Origin of the sequence: Cellulomonas flavigena DSM 20109, from assembly GCF_000092865.1 — a bacterium.
GTDB lineage: Bacteria > Actinomycetota > Actinomycetes > Actinomycetales > Cellulomonadaceae > Cellulomonas > Cellulomonas flavigena.
Genome location: NC_014151.1, coordinates 3,153,442 through 3,168,869, shown reverse-complemented (window position 1 = coordinate 3,168,869; position 15,428 = coordinate 3,153,442). Strand labels below are relative to the sequence as shown.

Genomic DNA, 15,428 nt, shown 5'->3' with positions numbered 1-15,428 from the left:
TCCGGTGGGCGCAGCCGTACCTCGCTGACCGGAACCTGGGTCCTGGATGCCGGGCGGGTGCGGTGAGTCAGGTTCCGGTCGGCGGGGTGGGGAGGGGCGGCTAGGTGGGGGAGGGGGCGTGTGAGCGCTGGGTCGCACTCGTGCACCCGTATTGACAAATATACGTGTCAAGGAGGACGGTGGGAGGCATGCAGGACGTCGAGGTCATCGAGGACGCCGGCGCGGCGGCGGTCGCGTTGGACCCCGTCCGCGCGCGGCTGCTGGCCGAGCTGGCCGAGCCCGCGTCGGCCGCGGGGCTCGCCGCGCGCGTCGGCATCACGCGGCAGAAGGTCAACTACCACCTGCGTGCGCTCGAGGCGCACGGCCTCGTCGAGCTCGCCGAGGAGCGCCGCCACGGCGGCCTCACCGAGCGCGTGCTGCGCGCGTCCGCCGCGCGGTACGTCGTCTCGCCCGCCGCCGTCACCGCGTCCGCCGCCGATCCCGGCGCGACGGGGGACCGGCTGTCCGCCGGCTACCTCGTCGCGCTCGCCGGCCGCGTGGTCCGCGAGGTCGGCACGCTCGTGCGCCGCGCGCGCCGGGACGGCGGGCGCGTCCCGACGCTCACGATCGACACGCAGATCGGCTTCCGGTCCGCCGCGGACCGCGCGGCCTTCGCCGACGAGCTCACCGCCGCGGTGCTCGACCTGGCCGCGCGCTACCACCACGACGACGGGCGCCCGCACCGGCTCGTCGTCGCCGCCCACCCCGTCCCCGAGGAGGACGCACCATGAGCACGAACGTCCCGTACCGCCTGGAGTTCAGCGTCGAGGTGCCCGGCACCCCCGAGCAGGTCTGGCAGGCCGTCGCCACGGCGCGCGGCATGAGCGCGTGGTTCCTGCCGACGCAGATGGAGGAGCGCGAGGGCGGGGCACTGCACATCTCGATGGGTCCCGACATGGGCTCCGACGGTCACGTCACCGCGTGGGAGCCGCCGCGCCGCCTCGTCTACGAGGAGGACTGGGCCGCCCTCATGGGCAAGGACCCGGACGAGCTGAGCCCGATGACCTCGGAGTTCGTGGTCGAGGCGCGGTCCGGTGGCACGTGCGTCGTGCGTGTGACCACCAGCGGGCTCGGCACCGGCGCGGACTGGGAGCAGGAGTGGTGGGACGACATGGGCGTCAGCTGGCGCCCGTCGTTCGACGTCCTGCGCCTGTACCTCGCGCACTTCCCGGGCCAGGAGGCGACGCAGCTCGAGGCGTCCGCGGTCCACGCGGGCGGCCCCGACGCCCTGTGGGACGCGCTGCGGACCGCGCTCGGGCTGACCGGCGAGGGCGACCGGGTCGAGCTGCGCGGCGCCGCCGGCGTCGTCGAGCAGCTGGGCCCGCGGCACGCGATCGTCCGGCTCGACGCCCCGGTGCCCGGCATGCTCAGCGTGGGCGCGCACCCCGGCGAGGGGGACGCGGCGTACGCCAACGTGCGCGCCCACCTGTTCGGCCCCGACGCCGCCGCGTACGCGCGCACCGAGCAGCCGAGGTGGCAGGCGTGGGTCGACGGGCTCGTGGTCCCGGCGTCGTAGCGCGGTCGCGGCCGTGTCCGCCATGCTGGCCGCTCGTGGTCGCGCGACGAGCAGGGGGCTGACATGGCGGACGGCGTGCTGGTCACCGGTGCCACGGGAGGGCTCGGCGCGGCCACCGCGCGCGCACTGGCGCGTCGGGGGCACCCACTCGTGCTCGTCGTGCGGGACGTCGCGCGCGGGGAGGCTCTGGCCGGTGAGCTGCGGACGACGTGGGGAGCGCTGGTCGACGTGCGCGGCGCGGACCTGGCGGACCTGGCCAGCGTGCGCGCCCTCGCCGGTGCGCTCGTGCGTGACGACGTCCCGCTGCGGGCCGTCGTCTGCAACGCCGGGGTCCAGGTCCTCGACGGCGTCCGACGCTCGCCGGACGGGTACGAGCTGACCGCCGCGGCGAACGTGCTCGGGCACGTGGCGCTGCTCGCGCCGCTGCTGACGCGGCTGCGCCCGGGTGCGCGCGTCGTCACGCTCGGCAGCGAGACGCACCGCGGCGGCCGGCGGGCGTTCGGCTTCCCGGCCGCGCGCTGGGTGGACGCCGCGACGCTCCTGGACCCGCCCCTCGACGCCCCGGGCGACCCGGGGTCGGGCCGCGTGCGCTACTCGACGTCGAAGCTTGCGTGCATCGCACTGGCCCGCGAGCTCGACGCGCGGGAGGGCGGCGTGCGGGCCGTCGCGTACGACCCGGGCCTCATGCCCGAGACGGGCCTGGCGCGGGACTACCCGCCGGTGGTGCGACGCGTGTACGCGGCACTGACGCCGCTGCTCGTCCGGCTGCCCGGCGCGCGCCGCGTCCGCGACTCCGCCGAGGACCTCGCGTGGCTCGCCACCGACCCGGCCGCGGAGCCCCTCATGGGTGGCTACGTCAGCGGTCGCCGCTCCCACGCCCCGTCACCCACGGCCCTGCGGGCGGACGTCGGCGCCGACGTCTGGTCCACGTGCACCGCCGCGATGGGGTCGAGCCGCGCGAGGGCGTGACGCAGGGCGAGGGCGTGACGCACTCAGGACGGCCAGCGTCCCGAACGCTTCACACCCTCGCCGTTCAGCGGTACTCGGCGACGACCTCGATGGTGCCGACGATGTGCGCGTTGAGCTCGTCCAGGTCCTCGGCGGGGATCCAGTACTCGAGGATCGTCTCGCCGCCGGCCTGCTGGACGTCGTACCGGTCCAGGAACTCGGTGGCGACCTCGAACCGCGTCACGTACCCCACGCCGCTGGCCTTGACGTTCCAGTCCCGCGCGATGCGCGTCGCGTAGTCCTCGTTGAGGACGGGGTAGAAGATCGGCTGGTCGGGCAGGCGCGGGGGCCACGCGCGCCGGCCGGAGGCCTCGACGAGCGCGAGCTCCTCCGGACCGGTCGGACGCCACAGCGTGCGGGTGCTCATGCGACGAGGATGGCGTGCTGTCCCGGTCGGCGGCCAGGCCTTTGTCGAGGCAGGCCGACACGCCGACCAGTGCACGCTCGCCGACGCCTGGACGGCCGCACGCGCCCGGACGCGCGCAGCGCCCGGGACGACGGGCATCCCGGGCGCTGCGTAGGGCGTGCAGGAACTACTCGCCGATGCGGTGGCGCTCGTCGACGATCGCGGCGCCCGCGGCCGTGAGCCCGGCCTCGTGCGCGCGGAAGTGGTGGCCGCAGAAGAGCAGGTCGGAGCCGGCGATGGTGGCGCGGACGTACGCCTGGGCGCTGCAGCGGTCGCAGCGGTCCTGGTTCGTGAGCTGGGCGGTCGGGGCGTCGACGGTGCTGACGGGCACGGGCTGCTCCTCTCCTGCGACGTCGGGGGACGACGTCGCGTCTGCACATCAGAACCTGTCGCGGCCCACAAAGCATCCCCTGGGGCGTTCGCCCGCAGAGAACGCGGACGCGAGAAGGGGTGCCGTCGCCAGGCGACGGCACCCCTTCAGGCGTGGGTGGTGCGGGTTACCGCTGCAGGGTCAGCAGGCCGGGGCGGTACGGCAGGGCGCCGTAGTCGCCGCCGGACTGCGGGGAGCGGCCCTGGTAGAGCAGCTGCAGGTTGCAGGGGTCGACCGTCATGGTCTGGTCCGCGCTGGTGCGCAGCAGCTCGCCGTGGCTGATGTCGTTCGTCCACGTCGCACCGGAGTTGGCCTTGCCGGCGAACGGGTTCGACTCGGACGCGGCCTGCGGGGTCCACTGGCCGTCCAGGCTCGTGGCGGTGAAGGACCGGAAGTAGCGGCCCTGCGACCCGATGGCCTCGACGATCATGAGGTAGCGCTGCTGACCGGCCAGCTTGTAGACCTGCACGGCCTCGAAGAGGTTGGCCTGCGTGTCGGTCATGATCGTCTGGTAGTTCGACCCGAACGAGCCGGGGAAGTTGCCGATCGGCATCGACGCGCGGTAGATCCGCCCGTTGTCGCCGGCGAAGAACAGGTACATGTTCCGGTCGTCACCGATCAGCGCCTGGTCGATCGGACCGGTGCCGGAGTTCGAGATCGAGCCGGTGAACAGCGTCTGGTGCGCGCTCCAGCCGTTGACGTTCGACGGGTTGCTCGACGTGCGGTAGGAGAACGCCGGGCCGCCCCACTGGTACGCCATCACCCAGATGTTCTTGGGTGCGAAGTAGAACAGCGACGGCGCGACGGCGGTGAACGGCATGGTCTGCTGCTGCGCGGAGCCCATCTGCGAGTAGCTCGAGAACGGCGAGAACATCGTCGACTGCCACGCGGTGCCGGTGTTGGTCGTGGCGTACACGAGCTGCTGGCCGTTGTACGGCGCGACCGTGAAGTCCTTCAGCGACACCCAGCCCTGGCGCGGCTGCGCCAGCACGCCGGAGTCGCGCCAGCGGTACGACGACGGCAGGTTGCACGTCGGCGACGAGGTGGGCTGCTGGGTCGGCTGCGCCGTCGGCTGCTGCGTCGGCTGCTGGGTCGGCTGCTGCGTGGGCTGGCCGCCCCCACCACCGACGCGCACGAGCTGCCACTGCTGGTTGGTGCCGCCCCAGTTGCTGTACTGGACGATGTTGGCACCGTCGGCCGTCGACGCGCCCTGGACCTCGAGCGCGAGGTTGGAGTGCCTGCTGACCAGGATGACCGTGCCGTTGGGGCCGTCGTTCAGGCGCCACTGCTGGTTGTTCTGGTTGCGGTCGGTGTACTGGACGATCGAGCCACCGTTCGACGTCGACCAGTTGTAGACGTCGAGCACCTTGCCCGACAGGACCGACTTGATGCGGTAGTAGCCGTTGCCCGAGTCGACGAACTGCCACTGCTGCTGCGTGCCGTCGTTGCGCGACCACTGCGTGATGCGCGCACCGTCGTTCATGGCGAGGTTGTAGACGTCGAGGGCCTTGCCGCTGTTGCGGTTGATCAGCAGGTAGGACGCGGTCGTGTCGACCGTGGCCGCTGACGCCGCAGGTGCGGCGACGAGCGCGGCGGCACCGGCCGACACGGCCGTCGCGACCGCGACGAGCGCGGTCGCCCAGCGGCGGCGCGCAGGTGCCGCTGCTCCGGTGGGACGGGCTGATCGCATGCTGCTCTCCTTCGAGGGGTCCGGGTGGGGAGGGGTCCGGGACGGATGGGGCGCGGGGACGTACGACGGCTCCGCCGGGATCCACGGTGATCCCGGTGGAAAGTCCGATGTGAACCTTCACATTGCCACGCGGGAGCGCTTCGACAGAAGAGTGACCTGGAACGTTAAACGGTTCATCCACCTGCTGGGTGAGCCCTCGGACGCGTGGTCGCGCTTCCGCAGGCAGGAGGGATGGCAAACGGTTGGGTGCATGGGATGCCGGGCGCCTTCCGTACCGCTGCCGACCGCGGCTCAGGGTGACGTCACGGTGGCGCGGGTCAGGAGGACCCCGCCCTGCGTGGACACGATCCGACCCGTCACGGCGGCCCGGCTGACGGTGACGTCGTTCTGGGCCAGCAGCACGCCGCGGAGCTGGGCGCTCTCGGCGACGGACGCGGTCGAGGTGCTGAGGAAGAGCACACGGTCCGCCGACGCGCCGTTCGCCAGCACCACGGCGCTGCCGGCGGCGAAGGTCAGCGCGGTGCCGGTGAGCACGAACAGGGCGCTGGCGTCCCCGCGTGCGTCGAGCGTCAGCGTGCCGGTGACCTGCACCGGCCCGGTGCGGTGCATGACGCCCGGGGTGAGCGTGCCGGTCACGGTCGCGGTCGCCGCGCGGGTGGCGGGGCGCGCGCGCACCGCGTCGTACAGCGCGAGGGCGTCGGTGCGCGCGTTGCGTGCCGTCGTGGTGTTCCGCTCGGTGCTCCCGGTGATGTCCCAGATCCAGAATCCGGAGACGGTGGTGCCCGGTGAGACGCCGACGCTGCCGTTCACCGAGCTGCCGATGCCGAGGAACGCCTCGTTCGTCACCCGCGTGGCCGCCAGGATCGCGAACGACGCGAGCCGCCCGAGGGCGAGCGTCGGCCACGTGCCGACCCGGAACGTGTTGCGCCCGGTCGAGGTGCGGGCCGAGAACCCCGCCCACACCGGTTCGTGGCTGATCGCCGCCATCCCGCCGGCCGTCACTGCGAACGCCGCGGCGAGGAACGTGCGTCGGCTCACCGCGGCGGCCGCGGCGCCGGCCGGGGAGGCGGGTCGGGCACCCGGTCGGGTGCCGTCGCGCGGAGGTCCGCTCGCGGCGCGCAGCGCGACCGCGGCGGCGGTGAGCACCGCCCACCCGACGAGGTGGCCGGTCATGCCGTCGCGCAGCCAGATGCTGGGCAGCCCGACCCACCGCACCAGCAGGCGCGCCTGCCCGGTGATCTCCTCGCGCGTCAGGGGATCGCTGTCCAGGTCCGCGTTGGCGTCGCCGGCGGTCACCCACTCGCCGCGCACGTCCCCCTCGGCGACGATCCGGTGCATCACGGTGCGCTCACCACCGCCGGGCGCCACCGTGCGGAACTCCACCACACCGCCGAGCGGCACGGGGGAGTCCTCCCGCAGCTGGGTCGACAGCACCACGTCACCGGGCTGGATGTGCGGACGCATGGAGCCGGTCTGGACGACCGAGCCCTGCCAGCCGAGGGCGAGCGGCAGCACCGCGATGGTCGTCAGCGCGAGCGTGAACACCAGGTAGCACTCGGCGAGCGTGCCGAGGACGAACACCACCCAGCCGTCACGCCGCAGCCACCCGTGGTGCGGCTCAGACGTGCCGCGGCGCACGGGTGGCTCCCGGGGTCCGCGCTGCAGGCTGCGGGGTCGTGCTGCTCGCGACGTCCCCGCGCGCCGTCACGCCGGGTCGGCGCTCTGCAGCTCCCAGACGAGGTCGATCGACACCTGCGCGCCCTGCAGCGCGTCGATCTGCTGCTGCGTCATGCCGGTGGTGTCGAACACCCACGTACCGCGGTAGGTGGTGCTCTCGCCCGGGGTGAGCGACGCTACGTAACGCCTGCGTGACAGTGCAACGTTTCAAAGCGGGCGCAACGGAACGCGAAGGGTGAAGTTCGTCGGGTCCGTCCGGTGCGTCCCGCGGCGCCGGCCGAACCCGTCGCGACGGTCTGCGCTCCTCCCGCGGCAGGAGGAACGCGCCGGCGCGGTCTCCTCCCCGGGCAGGTGCCGCCGGCCCGGCCCGCCTCCGTAGCGTCGCCGACGGACGCCCCGACGAGGGGACGGCACAGCACGAGGAGGCACGATGATCGAGGTGGAGGCGCTGACCAAGCGCTACGGGAGCACGACCGCGGTGGACGGTCTGACGTTCACCGCGCGGCCCGGGACGGTCACCGGGTTCCTGGGTCCCAACGGCGCGGGCAAGTCGACGACCATGCGGGTCGTCGTGGGCCTCGAGCGGCCGACGTCCGGCGCCACGCGCGTCGACGGGCGTCGGTACGCCGACCTGCCGGCGCCGCTGCACGCCGTGGGCGTCATGCTCGACGCGCGCTCGGTGCACCCGGGCCGCACCGCGTACAAGCACCTGCTGGCGATGGCGCAGACCCACGGCATCGGCAAGGCGCGGGTGCGGGAGGTCATCGCGCAGACCGGCCTCGAGCCGGCCGCGCACCGCCGTGCCGGGACGTTCTCGCTCGGCATGGGCCAGCGGCTGGGCATCGCCGGCGCGCTGCTGGGTGACCCGCAGACGCTGATCCTCGACGAGCCGGTCAACGGTCTGGACCCCGACGGCGTGCTGTGGGTGCGCCGGTTGGTGCGGGAGCTCGCGGCGGAGGGCCGCACGGTGCTGCTCTCGTCGCACCTCATGCACGAGCTCGCGCTGTGCGCGGACCGCGTCGTCGTCATCGGCCGCGGCCGGTTGCTCGCGGACGCGACGGTGAGCGACCTCGCGGGCGAGTCCGGCACGCTGGAGGAGGCGTACCTGCGGCTCACGAGCGACTCCGTCGAGTACACCGCCGGGGGTGCGCGATGACCGCCGCCGCCCTGCCCCGCACGGGGCGTCCCGGGGTCGGCGCCCGCACCGCCGGCCCCTCGCTCGGCCGCCTGGTCGCCGCCGAGTGGACGAAGCTCACCTCGCTGCGCTCGACGTGGTGGACCGCGGCCGTCACCGTGGCCGTCGGCGGCGCGATCACGTACGCGGGGGCGAACGCGTCCTCGACGGACCCGGGATTCGAGCCGACGAGCGACCTGGCCACGGGCCTGCTGCTCGCGCAGGTCGGGCCCCTGGTGCTGGGTGTGCTGCTCGGCGCGGGCGAGTTCCGCACGGGCGCGTTCCGCACGACGTACACGCTCGTCCCGCGCCGCTGGCCCGCGCTCGTGGCGCAGGTCGTCGTGCTGGCCGCGTTCGCGTTCGCGCTGGGGACCGTGACGCTCGCCGCGTGCGTCGTGGGCGTGGTGCCGGCGGCGGCGTCGCGCGACCTGCCGCTCGACCTGATGGGCGGCGACACCCCCGGCGTCATGCGGGGCATGGTGCTGTTCGTCGTGGGGATGGCGTTGCTCGGGTTCGCGATCGGGGCGCTGCTGCGCCGCACGGTCCGGGCGGTCGTGACGTCGATCGTGGTCGTGCTGGTGCTGCCGATCGTGCTGATGACGCTCGGTGACCCGGGTGTCGACCCCGAGGGCGTGCCCCTGACGGACGTCACGGTGACGGGCGTCGTCGGCACGTTCACGCCCGGCACCGCCGCCCAGCTCATGACGATGCCCGACTCGGCCGGCGCGATGCCCGGGTCGCCCGACCTCGGGCCCGTCGGTGGCGGGCTGGTCCTGGGAGCATGGGTGCTGCTGCTGCTCGTCGTGGCGGGCCTGCGGCTGCGCCTGCGGGACGTGCGATGACGACGTTCGCCCCGGAGCCCCGCGCGGCGGCCCGTGCGCCGCGCGGGGCCCCGGCCCGCCCCGGTGCGACCCTCGGCCGCGTGCTCGCCGCGGAGCTCACCAAGCTCACGAGCGTGCCCGCGAACGGTTGGCTCGTCCTCGGCACGGTGGCGGCCACGGCGGCCGCGGCGTACGGGCTCGGCATCTTCGTGCGGCCCGACGACGGGCGCTCCGGGTCGTGGGTGGTGGTGTCGGGCTTCGTGCTCGCGCAGCTCGGGTTCGTCGTGCTCGGGGCGCTCGTCGGGACCGCGGAGCACACGACGGGCACGGTGCGCACCACGTTCGCGGCGGTGCCCCGCCGGCTGCCCGTGCTCGCGGCGCAGGTCGTGGTCACTGCTGCGGTGGCGGCCGTCACCGCAGCGGCGGCGCTCGGTGCGTCCTGGCTCGCGACCGTCCCGGCACGGGCGGCCGACGCACCGGACCTCGATCTCGCCGTGCCGGGTGCCGCCCGCACGCTCGTCGCCTTCGTCGCGGTCGGGGTCGCCGTCGCCCTGCTCGGCCTGGGCCTGGGATCGCTGCTGCGGCGTCCCACGGACGCGATCGTCACCGGCGTCATGCTCATGTTCTTCCTCGACGCCGTGCTGCGCGCCAACCCGGGGCGGTTCACCGACACGGTCGGGGCGCTGCTCCCGTCGGCCGGCAGACGTCTGCTGGAGGACGACGCGGCGGTCGCGGCGATGGACGCCGTCACGCGCGGCCCCGAGCTCGGCGTGTGGGGCGGGGGCACGGTACTCGGCGCGTGGGTGGCGGTGCTGCTCGGCGCTGCGGCGTACCGGCTGGCACGGCATGACGTCCGCTGAGAGCGACGACGTGCAGGGCCCGGCCGCCCCGCGGGAGGTCGGGGTGCCGCACCCCGGCGCGCGCGGGTGGGAGAGTGGCCCGGTGATCCGACGTGCTGCCGTGGTCCGGGTGCCGAGTACCCGCGACGAGCCGCCGCTCACCGAGGCGCAGGTGCGCGGCGCGAGCCACGTCGCGCGGGTCCTGGCCGACCACCCGTGGATCACGGACGTCGCGGTCGTCGCGGGAGTCGCGCTGACGGGCGTCGTCGGGGCGGTCGCCCTGTGGGAGACCGCGGTCGGGGCCGTCGCGCTCGGGCTCTACCCGCCGGGGTCCCCGGTCGCGGACTCCGTGACGACCGTGTCGCTCGTCGGCACGCTCGTCGCGGCCGTCCTGCTGCTGGGACGCCGGGCCCGGCCGCTCGCCGTGACGGCGCTCCTGACGCTCGTGGCCCTCGCGTCGCTCGTCACGGCAGGCGTGCTGGGGGTCCTCGGGGTCGCCCTGGCGTGCGCGCTGTGCAGCGTCGCGGTCGTGCGCAGCACCGTCGTCACGTGGGCGACCTTCGGGGTCGTGCTGACCGCCCTCACCGCGGCCCTGTGGCACTGGCAGGACCTCGGGGTCCTGGAGTTCTTCCTGTGGTCCGGGGGCGCGCCGGCGCCGCCGGACCCGTCCGGCTGGAACCCGCCGCACCTCGACGAGCCGCTGTTCTCGGCCGGTCGACGCATGGGCTCGGTGCTGCTGCTCCTCGCGCTGCTGCTCCTGGGTCTCGCGGTGGGCTTCGCCGCGCGCGCGCGCCGCCTCCACGCGGCGGACCTGGTCGAGCGCTACCGCGCGCTGGCGCGCGAGCGTGACGACAGCGCGGCCCTCGCGCGCGCGGCCGAGCGCGCCCACATCGCGCGCGAGATGCACGACGTCGTCGCCCACAGCGTGTCCGTGATGATCGCGCTCGCGGACGGCGCCGACGCGGCGTTCGAGCGCGCCCCCGACCGCTCGCGCGACGCGGTGCGGCAGGTCGCGCGCACCGGCCGCGCCGCTCTGGCGGACATGCAGCGCGTCCTCGGCGCGCTGGGCCCGGTCGGCGGCGAGGACGCCCGGCTCTCCGAGCCGACCGAGGTGGACCTGGTGACCGTCGTCGAGCGCTTCGGCGTCGCCGGCGTCCCGGTGACCGCGTCGGGCCTGGACACCCCGCTGCCCGACGACACGTCGGTGCGGCTCGCGGTGACGCGCATCCTCGGCGAGGCGCTCACCAACGTGCTACGGCACGCGCCCGGGGCCACGTCCGTGGAGGTCGCCGTGCGGCGCACGCCGACGGCCGTCGAGGTGGACGTCGCCGACAGCGGCGGCACGCGCCCGGGTGACGGGGGCGGCACCGGGCGCGGTGTGGTGGGCATGCGCGAGCGCGCCGCGCTGCTGGGCGGGCACGTCGAGGCGGGACCCCGCCCCGAGGGTGGCTGGCGGGTACGCGCGGTGCTGCCGTGGCGTGAGGACGAGGACGAGCCGGCCCGCCGGGCCGCGCAGGACGGGGGAGACACGTGACGACCGTGCTGCTGGTGGACGACCAGCCGCTGCTGCGGACGGGGTTCCGGCTCGTCGTCGAGAGCGAGCCGGACCTCGAGGTGGTCGGCGAGGCCGCCGACGGCCGCGTCGCGCTCAGCCAGGTCGCGGGCCTGGCACCCGACGTCGTGCTCATGGACATCCGCATGCCCGGCATGGACGGCGTCGAGGCGACCCGGCGCATCGTCGCCGAGCACCCCGACTCCCGGGTGCTCGTGCTGACGACGTTCGACGTCGACGACCTCGCCTTCGCGGCGCTGCGCGCCGGCGCGAGCGGGTTCCTGCTGAAGTCCGCGCGCCCCGACGAGCTCGTCGACGCGATCCGCACGGTCGCCGCCGGCACGTCCGTGGTCGCGCCGCGCGTGCTGCGCCGCATGCTCGACCTGTTCGCCCCGCACCTCCCGGCCGGTGCCGAGGACGGCGACCCGCAGGAGCGCACCGGCCCGCACCCGCGGCTGCGCGGCCTGACCCCGCGCGAGCTCGACGTGCTGCGGCTCATCGCCGAGGGCGCGTCCAACGCCGAGATCGCCGCGGAGCTCGTCGTCTCGGAGACCACCGTCAAGACGCACGTCGGCAACGTCTTCGCCAAGCTCGGCGCGCGGGACCGCGTGCAGGCGGTGATCATCGCGTACGAGTGCGGGGTCGTCACCGCGTCCTGACGGGCGACGAGATCGCCGGCGACGTCGTGTCGATCCGGCGCTTCCCCGTTCGACCTCGGGGTGAGAAGGTCCGTCCGGACGGGTGGACCACCGACACGCGAGGAGCGTCGAGATGCGAGGTACATGCTGATCACGCGGGCCACCGACGAGGCCGTGGCGGCCTCCGCCGAGATGGGCCTCGAGGAGATCATCGCCGCGATGGGCCGCTACAACGAGTCGATGATGCAGGCGGGGGTCCTCGTCGCGGGCGAGGGGCTGGCGGACGCCTCGCAGGGTGCGGTGGTCGAGTTCACCGGCGAGGAGCCGGTCGTCAGCGATGGGCCGTACGGCGAGACGAAGGAGCTGTTCAACGGTTTCTGGATCCTCGACGTCGCCTCGCAGGACGACGCCGTCGCGTGGGCCCGGCGGGCGCCGCTCGGCGCGGGCACCAAGCTCGAGGTGCGGCGCGTCACCGGCCCCGAGGACTTCCCGCAGGACAACGAGTGGATCCAGAAGGAGCAGGGCTGGCGCGAGCAGCTCGGCACGGTCTGAGCGGGTCGGCGATCCGGCGGGGGCGCGCGGCGCTCGCGCGCGCCGTCGCGACCGGCAGCGGGCTGGGTCCGTACGGGCTGCAGGCCGCCATCGCCGAGCAGCACGCGTCACCGGGTTCGCGGTGACCGTGTCCCCGGAGCCGGGTGTCGCGACGGCCGCGGTCACCACGGCGACCGCGCCGACGGTGAGCACCGCCGTGGCAGCGGCGACGAGCCCGGCACGACGCCGGACGCGTGCGGTGGAGCCGGTGCCGGGAGCGGTGGTGCGGGGAGCCGTGGTGCCGGGAGCGGTGGTGCGGTCGGAGCTCGTGGGGTGCCTCCTTCGGGGCGTCGTCACGCGCGCCGTCGTCCCGGCACCGACCACCGGTCAACGCCGCCGCGAGCGGCCTGCCCCCAGGGGCAGCCCCACAGGCAGCCCGTCAGGCGCCCTCGACGTCCGACGAACTCGCGGCCCCGCGCGTCGGCAGCGCCCGCCCGCGTACCCGGCGCTGCGGGACATGGTGCGCGACCACCTCGCGCTGCAGGGCAACCAGCTGGGCGACCCCGTCAAGGGGGCGGCGGCGATCGTCGCGCGCGTCGAGTCCGGAGAGGGCCCGCTGCGCCAGCTGCTGGGCTCGGACGCCGTGGCGTACGCCGAGGCGAAGATCGCCGCGCTCACCGCGGACGTCGAGGCGGGCCGCGGGCTCGCGCTCACCACGGACCACGCGGCAGCGGACGCGGCCTGAGCGGTCCGCGCCTGTCAGACGCCCGGCGGCGTGTCGGCCTCGGCGGCCGGCGCGCCGCCCGCACGTCGTCGCTGCCAGGCGTCGCGTCCCTTGTCGACGCCCGCCTGGCCGGCGGTGCGCGCCCGGTCGAGCCACCGCCGCGCCCACGCGAACTCGGTGGCCAGCAGGGCGAGCCCCGCGAGGATCGCGAGGATCCCCGGGCCGGGCAGCACCAGCATGGCGACGCCCGTCAGCACGACGGTGCCCCCGACCACGGCCACGGCGACGAGCCGCACCGGGCGCGGCAGCAGGTCGATCTGCGCGCGGATGCGCGTCCAGCGGTCCTGCCACGTGGCCACCGCGCCACCTCCTCCGTCGACGGGGCCCCACGGACCCGCCGACCACTCAACGCGGCGGCAGCCCGGCGAGTGCCAGGTTCTCACTGGACGAGACGGGTCACCACGGCGTCGGCCACGGGTCCGGTCGCCGCGGGCACCACGTGCAGGTTGAGCGCGGGCTCGAACAGCTCGGCCTCCAGCAGCACGAGGCCGTGCTCCGCGGAGTCCACGGTGTCGACGCGTGCGTACAGCGGCACGCCCAGCCCGGTGACCTCGTCGACGGCCGCGACGACGCGTCGCGCGAACTCCGCCTCCGCGTCCGTGACGTCGACCGCCTCGGGGTGCTCGACGTACACGCCGCCGATGAGCCCGCCGCCGGGCGCGAGCAGCGCACCCTTCGCGATGGCGTGCGTCAGCGTGCCGTCGACCACGTACAGCGCCTTCTCGCGGCCCTGCGACAGCTCGGGCACCTCGGGCTGCACCATGACGACGCCGCCGCGCGCGAGGATCCGCCCCGCCAGCGCGAGCGCGCCCGGGTCGTCGGCGCGGAACAGCCCGGTGTCGCGCGCGCCGGCCGACACGGTCGGCTTGAGCACGACGTGCCCGCCGCCGGCCGCCGCCAGGTCCGCGCGGACGTCGTCGAGGTCCGTGCGGTACGTCGTCGGCACCACGCCGACGCCCCGCGCCGCGAGCTGCGCGAGGTAGCGCTTGTCGAGGTTCCACCGGACCAGCTCCGGTGGGTTGAGCACGCGCGTCGCGGCCTCGGCGCGGGCGAGCCAGGCGAGGAACTCGTCGAGCCGGTCCGGGTAGTCCCACGGGCTGCGCAGCACGAGCAGGTCGTACGCCGCCGGGTCGAGCGCGGGGTCGTGCCAGACGACCGCGTGCGCGTCGGCACCGCGCTCGCGCAGGGCCGCGACGAGGGGCGCGGTGTCGTGGTCGAGGTCGTCGGCAGGGTAGGTGTCGGTCACGACGACGCCGACGCGGGAGGTGCTCACCCGCCGGACACTATGCGGTGCCCCGCGCCCGGCGCGCGTCGGTAGGGTCGCGTGGCGTGACCACCGCACCGTCCGACGCCCCCGCGAGCAGCACGCCCGGGACCCGACCCCCACGCGGCGGAGCCGAGGAGGTCCGGCCCGGTGCGCGACGCCGCGTCGCGGTGGCCGCCGGCGCGGCGCTCGTGGTGGTGCTCGCGGTGGGGGCGGGGGTGGCGCGGCTCGCGGGGTCGCCGTCGGACCTCGGTGCGTTGCCGTGCGAGGTGTTCGACGACCCGGGTGCGCGGCGTCCTCCGGCGACGGTGCGCGACGGCGCAGTGCTCGTGCGCGAGGCCGCGGAGCGCAGCGGGGCGCGCGTGCGCACGACGTGCATCGTGCCGGCGCTCGTCGACGGCGTGCCGGGGACGGACACGACCGACCCTGCGGCGTGGCAGGTGGACGCGGACGTCGTCGTCGACGACGTCGCCGACATGGTCGGCACCGCGGCCGGGCTCCTGGAGGTGGTCCGGCCCGACGCACCGTTCGCGTGGAACGTGGACGTGCAGGACGCCACCGGCGACCTCTCGGTCGCGCTCGAGCCGGGCGGTGACACGACGCGGGTGGCCGTCGCGGTCGAGATGCGTGCCGTGGAGGGCGTCAGCGGCGTGTGGCTCGGCCCGGGCGGCGGGCGTGTGACGACGCTCGCCGAGGGGCTCGCGCCTCTCCTCGCCGTGGCGGACGGCCACGACCTGCCGCCGACGATCCTGGTGGCCAGCTTCCCGTGGGTCGAGGTCTGGCCGGTCCGTCCCGGCGAGTGGCCGGCGGCGGAGCTCGTCGCGCTCGCCACCGAGATCGCGGGGTGGGACGAGGTCGCGCGGACCGTCGTGAGTCCCGGGACGCCCCTCGACCTCACGGTGGAGGTCGAGGAGATGGGTGCCCGCGCGGACGTCGCGCAGCGGGTGGCCGGCCTCGGGTACGCGGGCCCGCCGGCGGCGTTCCACGTGAGCGCGCTCGGTGACGCCGTCGACGGCGTGCTCGGGTCGCCGCCCGCGGGCACCGCACCGCCCGGCGGGTGACGTCTCACCCCGGTGAGGCGGCGGGGCGAGAACGACGTCTCGCGGGGGGAGCCGGGTG

Annotated in this window: 17 protein-coding genes; 11 read left to right on the top strand and 6 right to left on the bottom strand. The window is 75.2% G+C overall.

Annotated features, from left to right (window positions below):
- Positions 1 to 188 precede the first annotated feature (188 nt).
- From CFLA_RS14420 to CFLA_RS14410, 3 genes are all read left to right on the top strand, one after another.
- On the top strand, positions 189 to 770 hold the full coding sequence (locus tag CFLA_RS14420) for an ArsR/SmtB family transcription factor (protein WP_013118068.1): 582 nt from the start codon (positions 189 to 191) through the stop codon (positions 768 to 770).
- Positions 767 to 1,555 (top strand): SRPBCC family protein, encoded by a 789-nt coding sequence (locus CFLA_RS14415; RefSeq protein WP_013118067.1) that lies wholly within the window; start codon positions 767 to 769, stop codon positions 1,553 to 1,555. The genes CFLA_RS14420 and CFLA_RS14415 overlap by 4 nt, the downstream gene beginning before the upstream one ends.
- Before the next feature lie 63 nt (positions 1,556 to 1,618).
- Positions 1,619 to 2,524 carry an SDR family NAD(P)-dependent oxidoreductase gene (locus CFLA_RS14410; protein ID WP_013118066.1) on the top strand — a complete coding sequence of 302 codons (906 nt, stop codon included), beginning with the start codon at positions 1,619 to 1,621 and terminating at the stop codon, positions 2,522 to 2,524.
- Between the two features lie 64 nt (positions 2,525 to 2,588).
- On the opposite strand, the gene CFLA_RS14405 is transcribed toward CFLA_RS14410, so the two are convergent.
- The 4 genes from CFLA_RS14405 to CFLA_RS19145 all read right to left on the bottom strand — a co-directional run bounded on the left by CFLA_RS14405 (position 2,589) and on the right by CFLA_RS19145 (position 6,667).
- Positions 2,589 to 2,930, bottom strand: coding sequence for a hypothetical protein (locus CFLA_RS14405; RefSeq protein WP_013118065.1), 342 nt, complete (start codon positions 2,928 to 2,930; stop codon positions 2,589 to 2,591).
- Positions 2,931 to 3,096: 166 nt separating this feature from the next.
- Entirely contained in the window at positions 3,097 to 3,300 is a 204-nt protein-coding gene (locus tag CFLA_RS14400) for a DUF7455 domain-containing protein (RefSeq protein WP_013118064.1), read from the bottom strand.
- A gap of 166 nt (positions 3,301 to 3,466) precedes the next feature.
- The gene (locus CFLA_RS14395; protein ID WP_013118063.1) at positions 3,467 to 5,029 is read right to left on the bottom strand and encodes a non-reducing end alpha-L-arabinofuranosidase family hydrolase; all 1,563 of its coding nucleotides are present in this window, start codon (positions 5,027 to 5,029) and stop codon (positions 3,467 to 3,469) included.
- A gap of 291 nt (positions 5,030 to 5,320) precedes the next feature.
- Positions 5,321 to 6,667 carry an ice-binding family protein gene (locus CFLA_RS19145; RefSeq protein WP_013118062.1) on the bottom strand — a complete coding sequence of 449 codons (1,347 nt, stop codon included), beginning with the start codon at positions 6,665 to 6,667 and terminating at the stop codon, positions 5,321 to 5,323.
- Positions 6,668 to 7,136: 469 nt separating this feature from the next.
- On the opposite strand from CFLA_RS19145, the gene CFLA_RS14385 reads away from it, so the two are divergent.
- From CFLA_RS14385 to CFLA_RS19790, 7 genes are all read left to right on the top strand, one after another.
- The gene (locus tag CFLA_RS14385) at positions 7,137 to 7,862 is read left to right on the top strand and encodes an ABC transporter ATP-binding protein (RefSeq protein ID WP_013118061.1); all 726 of its coding nucleotides are present in this window, start codon (positions 7,137 to 7,139) and stop codon (positions 7,860 to 7,862) included.
- On the top strand, positions 7,859 to 8,722 hold the full coding sequence (locus CFLA_RS14380) for an ABC transporter permease (protein ID WP_013118060.1): 864 nt from the start codon (positions 7,859 to 7,861) through the stop codon (positions 8,720 to 8,722). Before CFLA_RS14385 ends, CFLA_RS14380 begins: the two co-directional genes overlap by 4 nt.
- Positions 8,719 to 9,561 (top strand): membrane protein, encoded by an 843-nt coding sequence (locus CFLA_RS14375; RefSeq protein WP_013118059.1) that lies wholly within the window; start codon positions 8,719 to 8,721, stop codon positions 9,559 to 9,561. Before CFLA_RS14380 ends, CFLA_RS14375 begins: the two co-directional genes overlap by 4 nt.
- On the top strand, positions 9,548 to 11,074 hold the full coding sequence (locus tag CFLA_RS14370) for a sensor histidine kinase (RefSeq protein WP_013118058.1): 1,527 nt from the start codon (positions 9,548 to 9,550) through the stop codon (positions 11,072 to 11,074). Before CFLA_RS14375 ends, CFLA_RS14370 begins: the two co-directional genes overlap by 14 nt.
- A complete protein-coding gene (locus CFLA_RS14365; protein ID WP_013118057.1) occupies positions 11,071 to 11,751 on the top strand; it encodes a response regulator in 681 nt (226 codons plus the stop codon). The genes CFLA_RS14370 and CFLA_RS14365 overlap by 4 nt, the downstream gene beginning before the upstream one ends.
- 123 nt (positions 11,752 to 11,874) lie before the next feature.
- Positions 11,875 to 12,282, top strand: a complete 408-nt coding sequence (locus CFLA_RS14360) for a YciI family protein (protein ID WP_013118056.1) — start codon at positions 11,875 to 11,877, stop codon at positions 12,280 to 12,282.
- 496 nt (positions 12,283 to 12,778) lie between these two features.
- Positions 12,779 to 13,006, top strand: a complete 228-nt coding sequence (locus CFLA_RS19790) for a Rossmann-fold NAD(P)-binding domain-containing protein (RefSeq protein WP_222836755.1) — start codon at positions 12,779 to 12,781, stop codon at positions 13,004 to 13,006.
- 14 nt (positions 13,007 to 13,020) lie between these two features.
- Here the strand turns inward: CFLA_RS19790 and CFLA_RS14350 are convergent, their stop codons facing one another.
- Both CFLA_RS14350 and CFLA_RS14345 read right to left on the bottom strand, forming a co-directional pair.
- Positions 13,021 to 13,344 (bottom strand): PGPGW domain-containing protein, encoded by a 324-nt coding sequence (locus tag CFLA_RS14350; protein WP_013118055.1) that lies wholly within the window; start codon positions 13,342 to 13,344, stop codon positions 13,021 to 13,023.
- 80 nt (positions 13,345 to 13,424) lie between these two features.
- Positions 13,425 to 14,318, bottom strand: a complete 894-nt coding sequence (locus CFLA_RS14345; RefSeq protein WP_013118054.1) for an ATP-grasp domain-containing protein — start codon at positions 14,316 to 14,318, stop codon at positions 13,425 to 13,427.
- A gap of 56 nt (positions 14,319 to 14,374) precedes the next feature.
- Here CFLA_RS14345 and CFLA_RS14340 point away from each other — a divergent pair, with 56 nt between their 5' ends.
- Complete coding sequence (locus tag CFLA_RS14340) at positions 14,375 to 15,370, top strand: hypothetical protein (RefSeq protein WP_013118053.1); 996 nt, start codon at positions 14,375 to 14,377, stop codon at positions 15,368 to 15,370.
- Positions 15,371 to 15,428 lie beyond the last annotated feature (58 nt).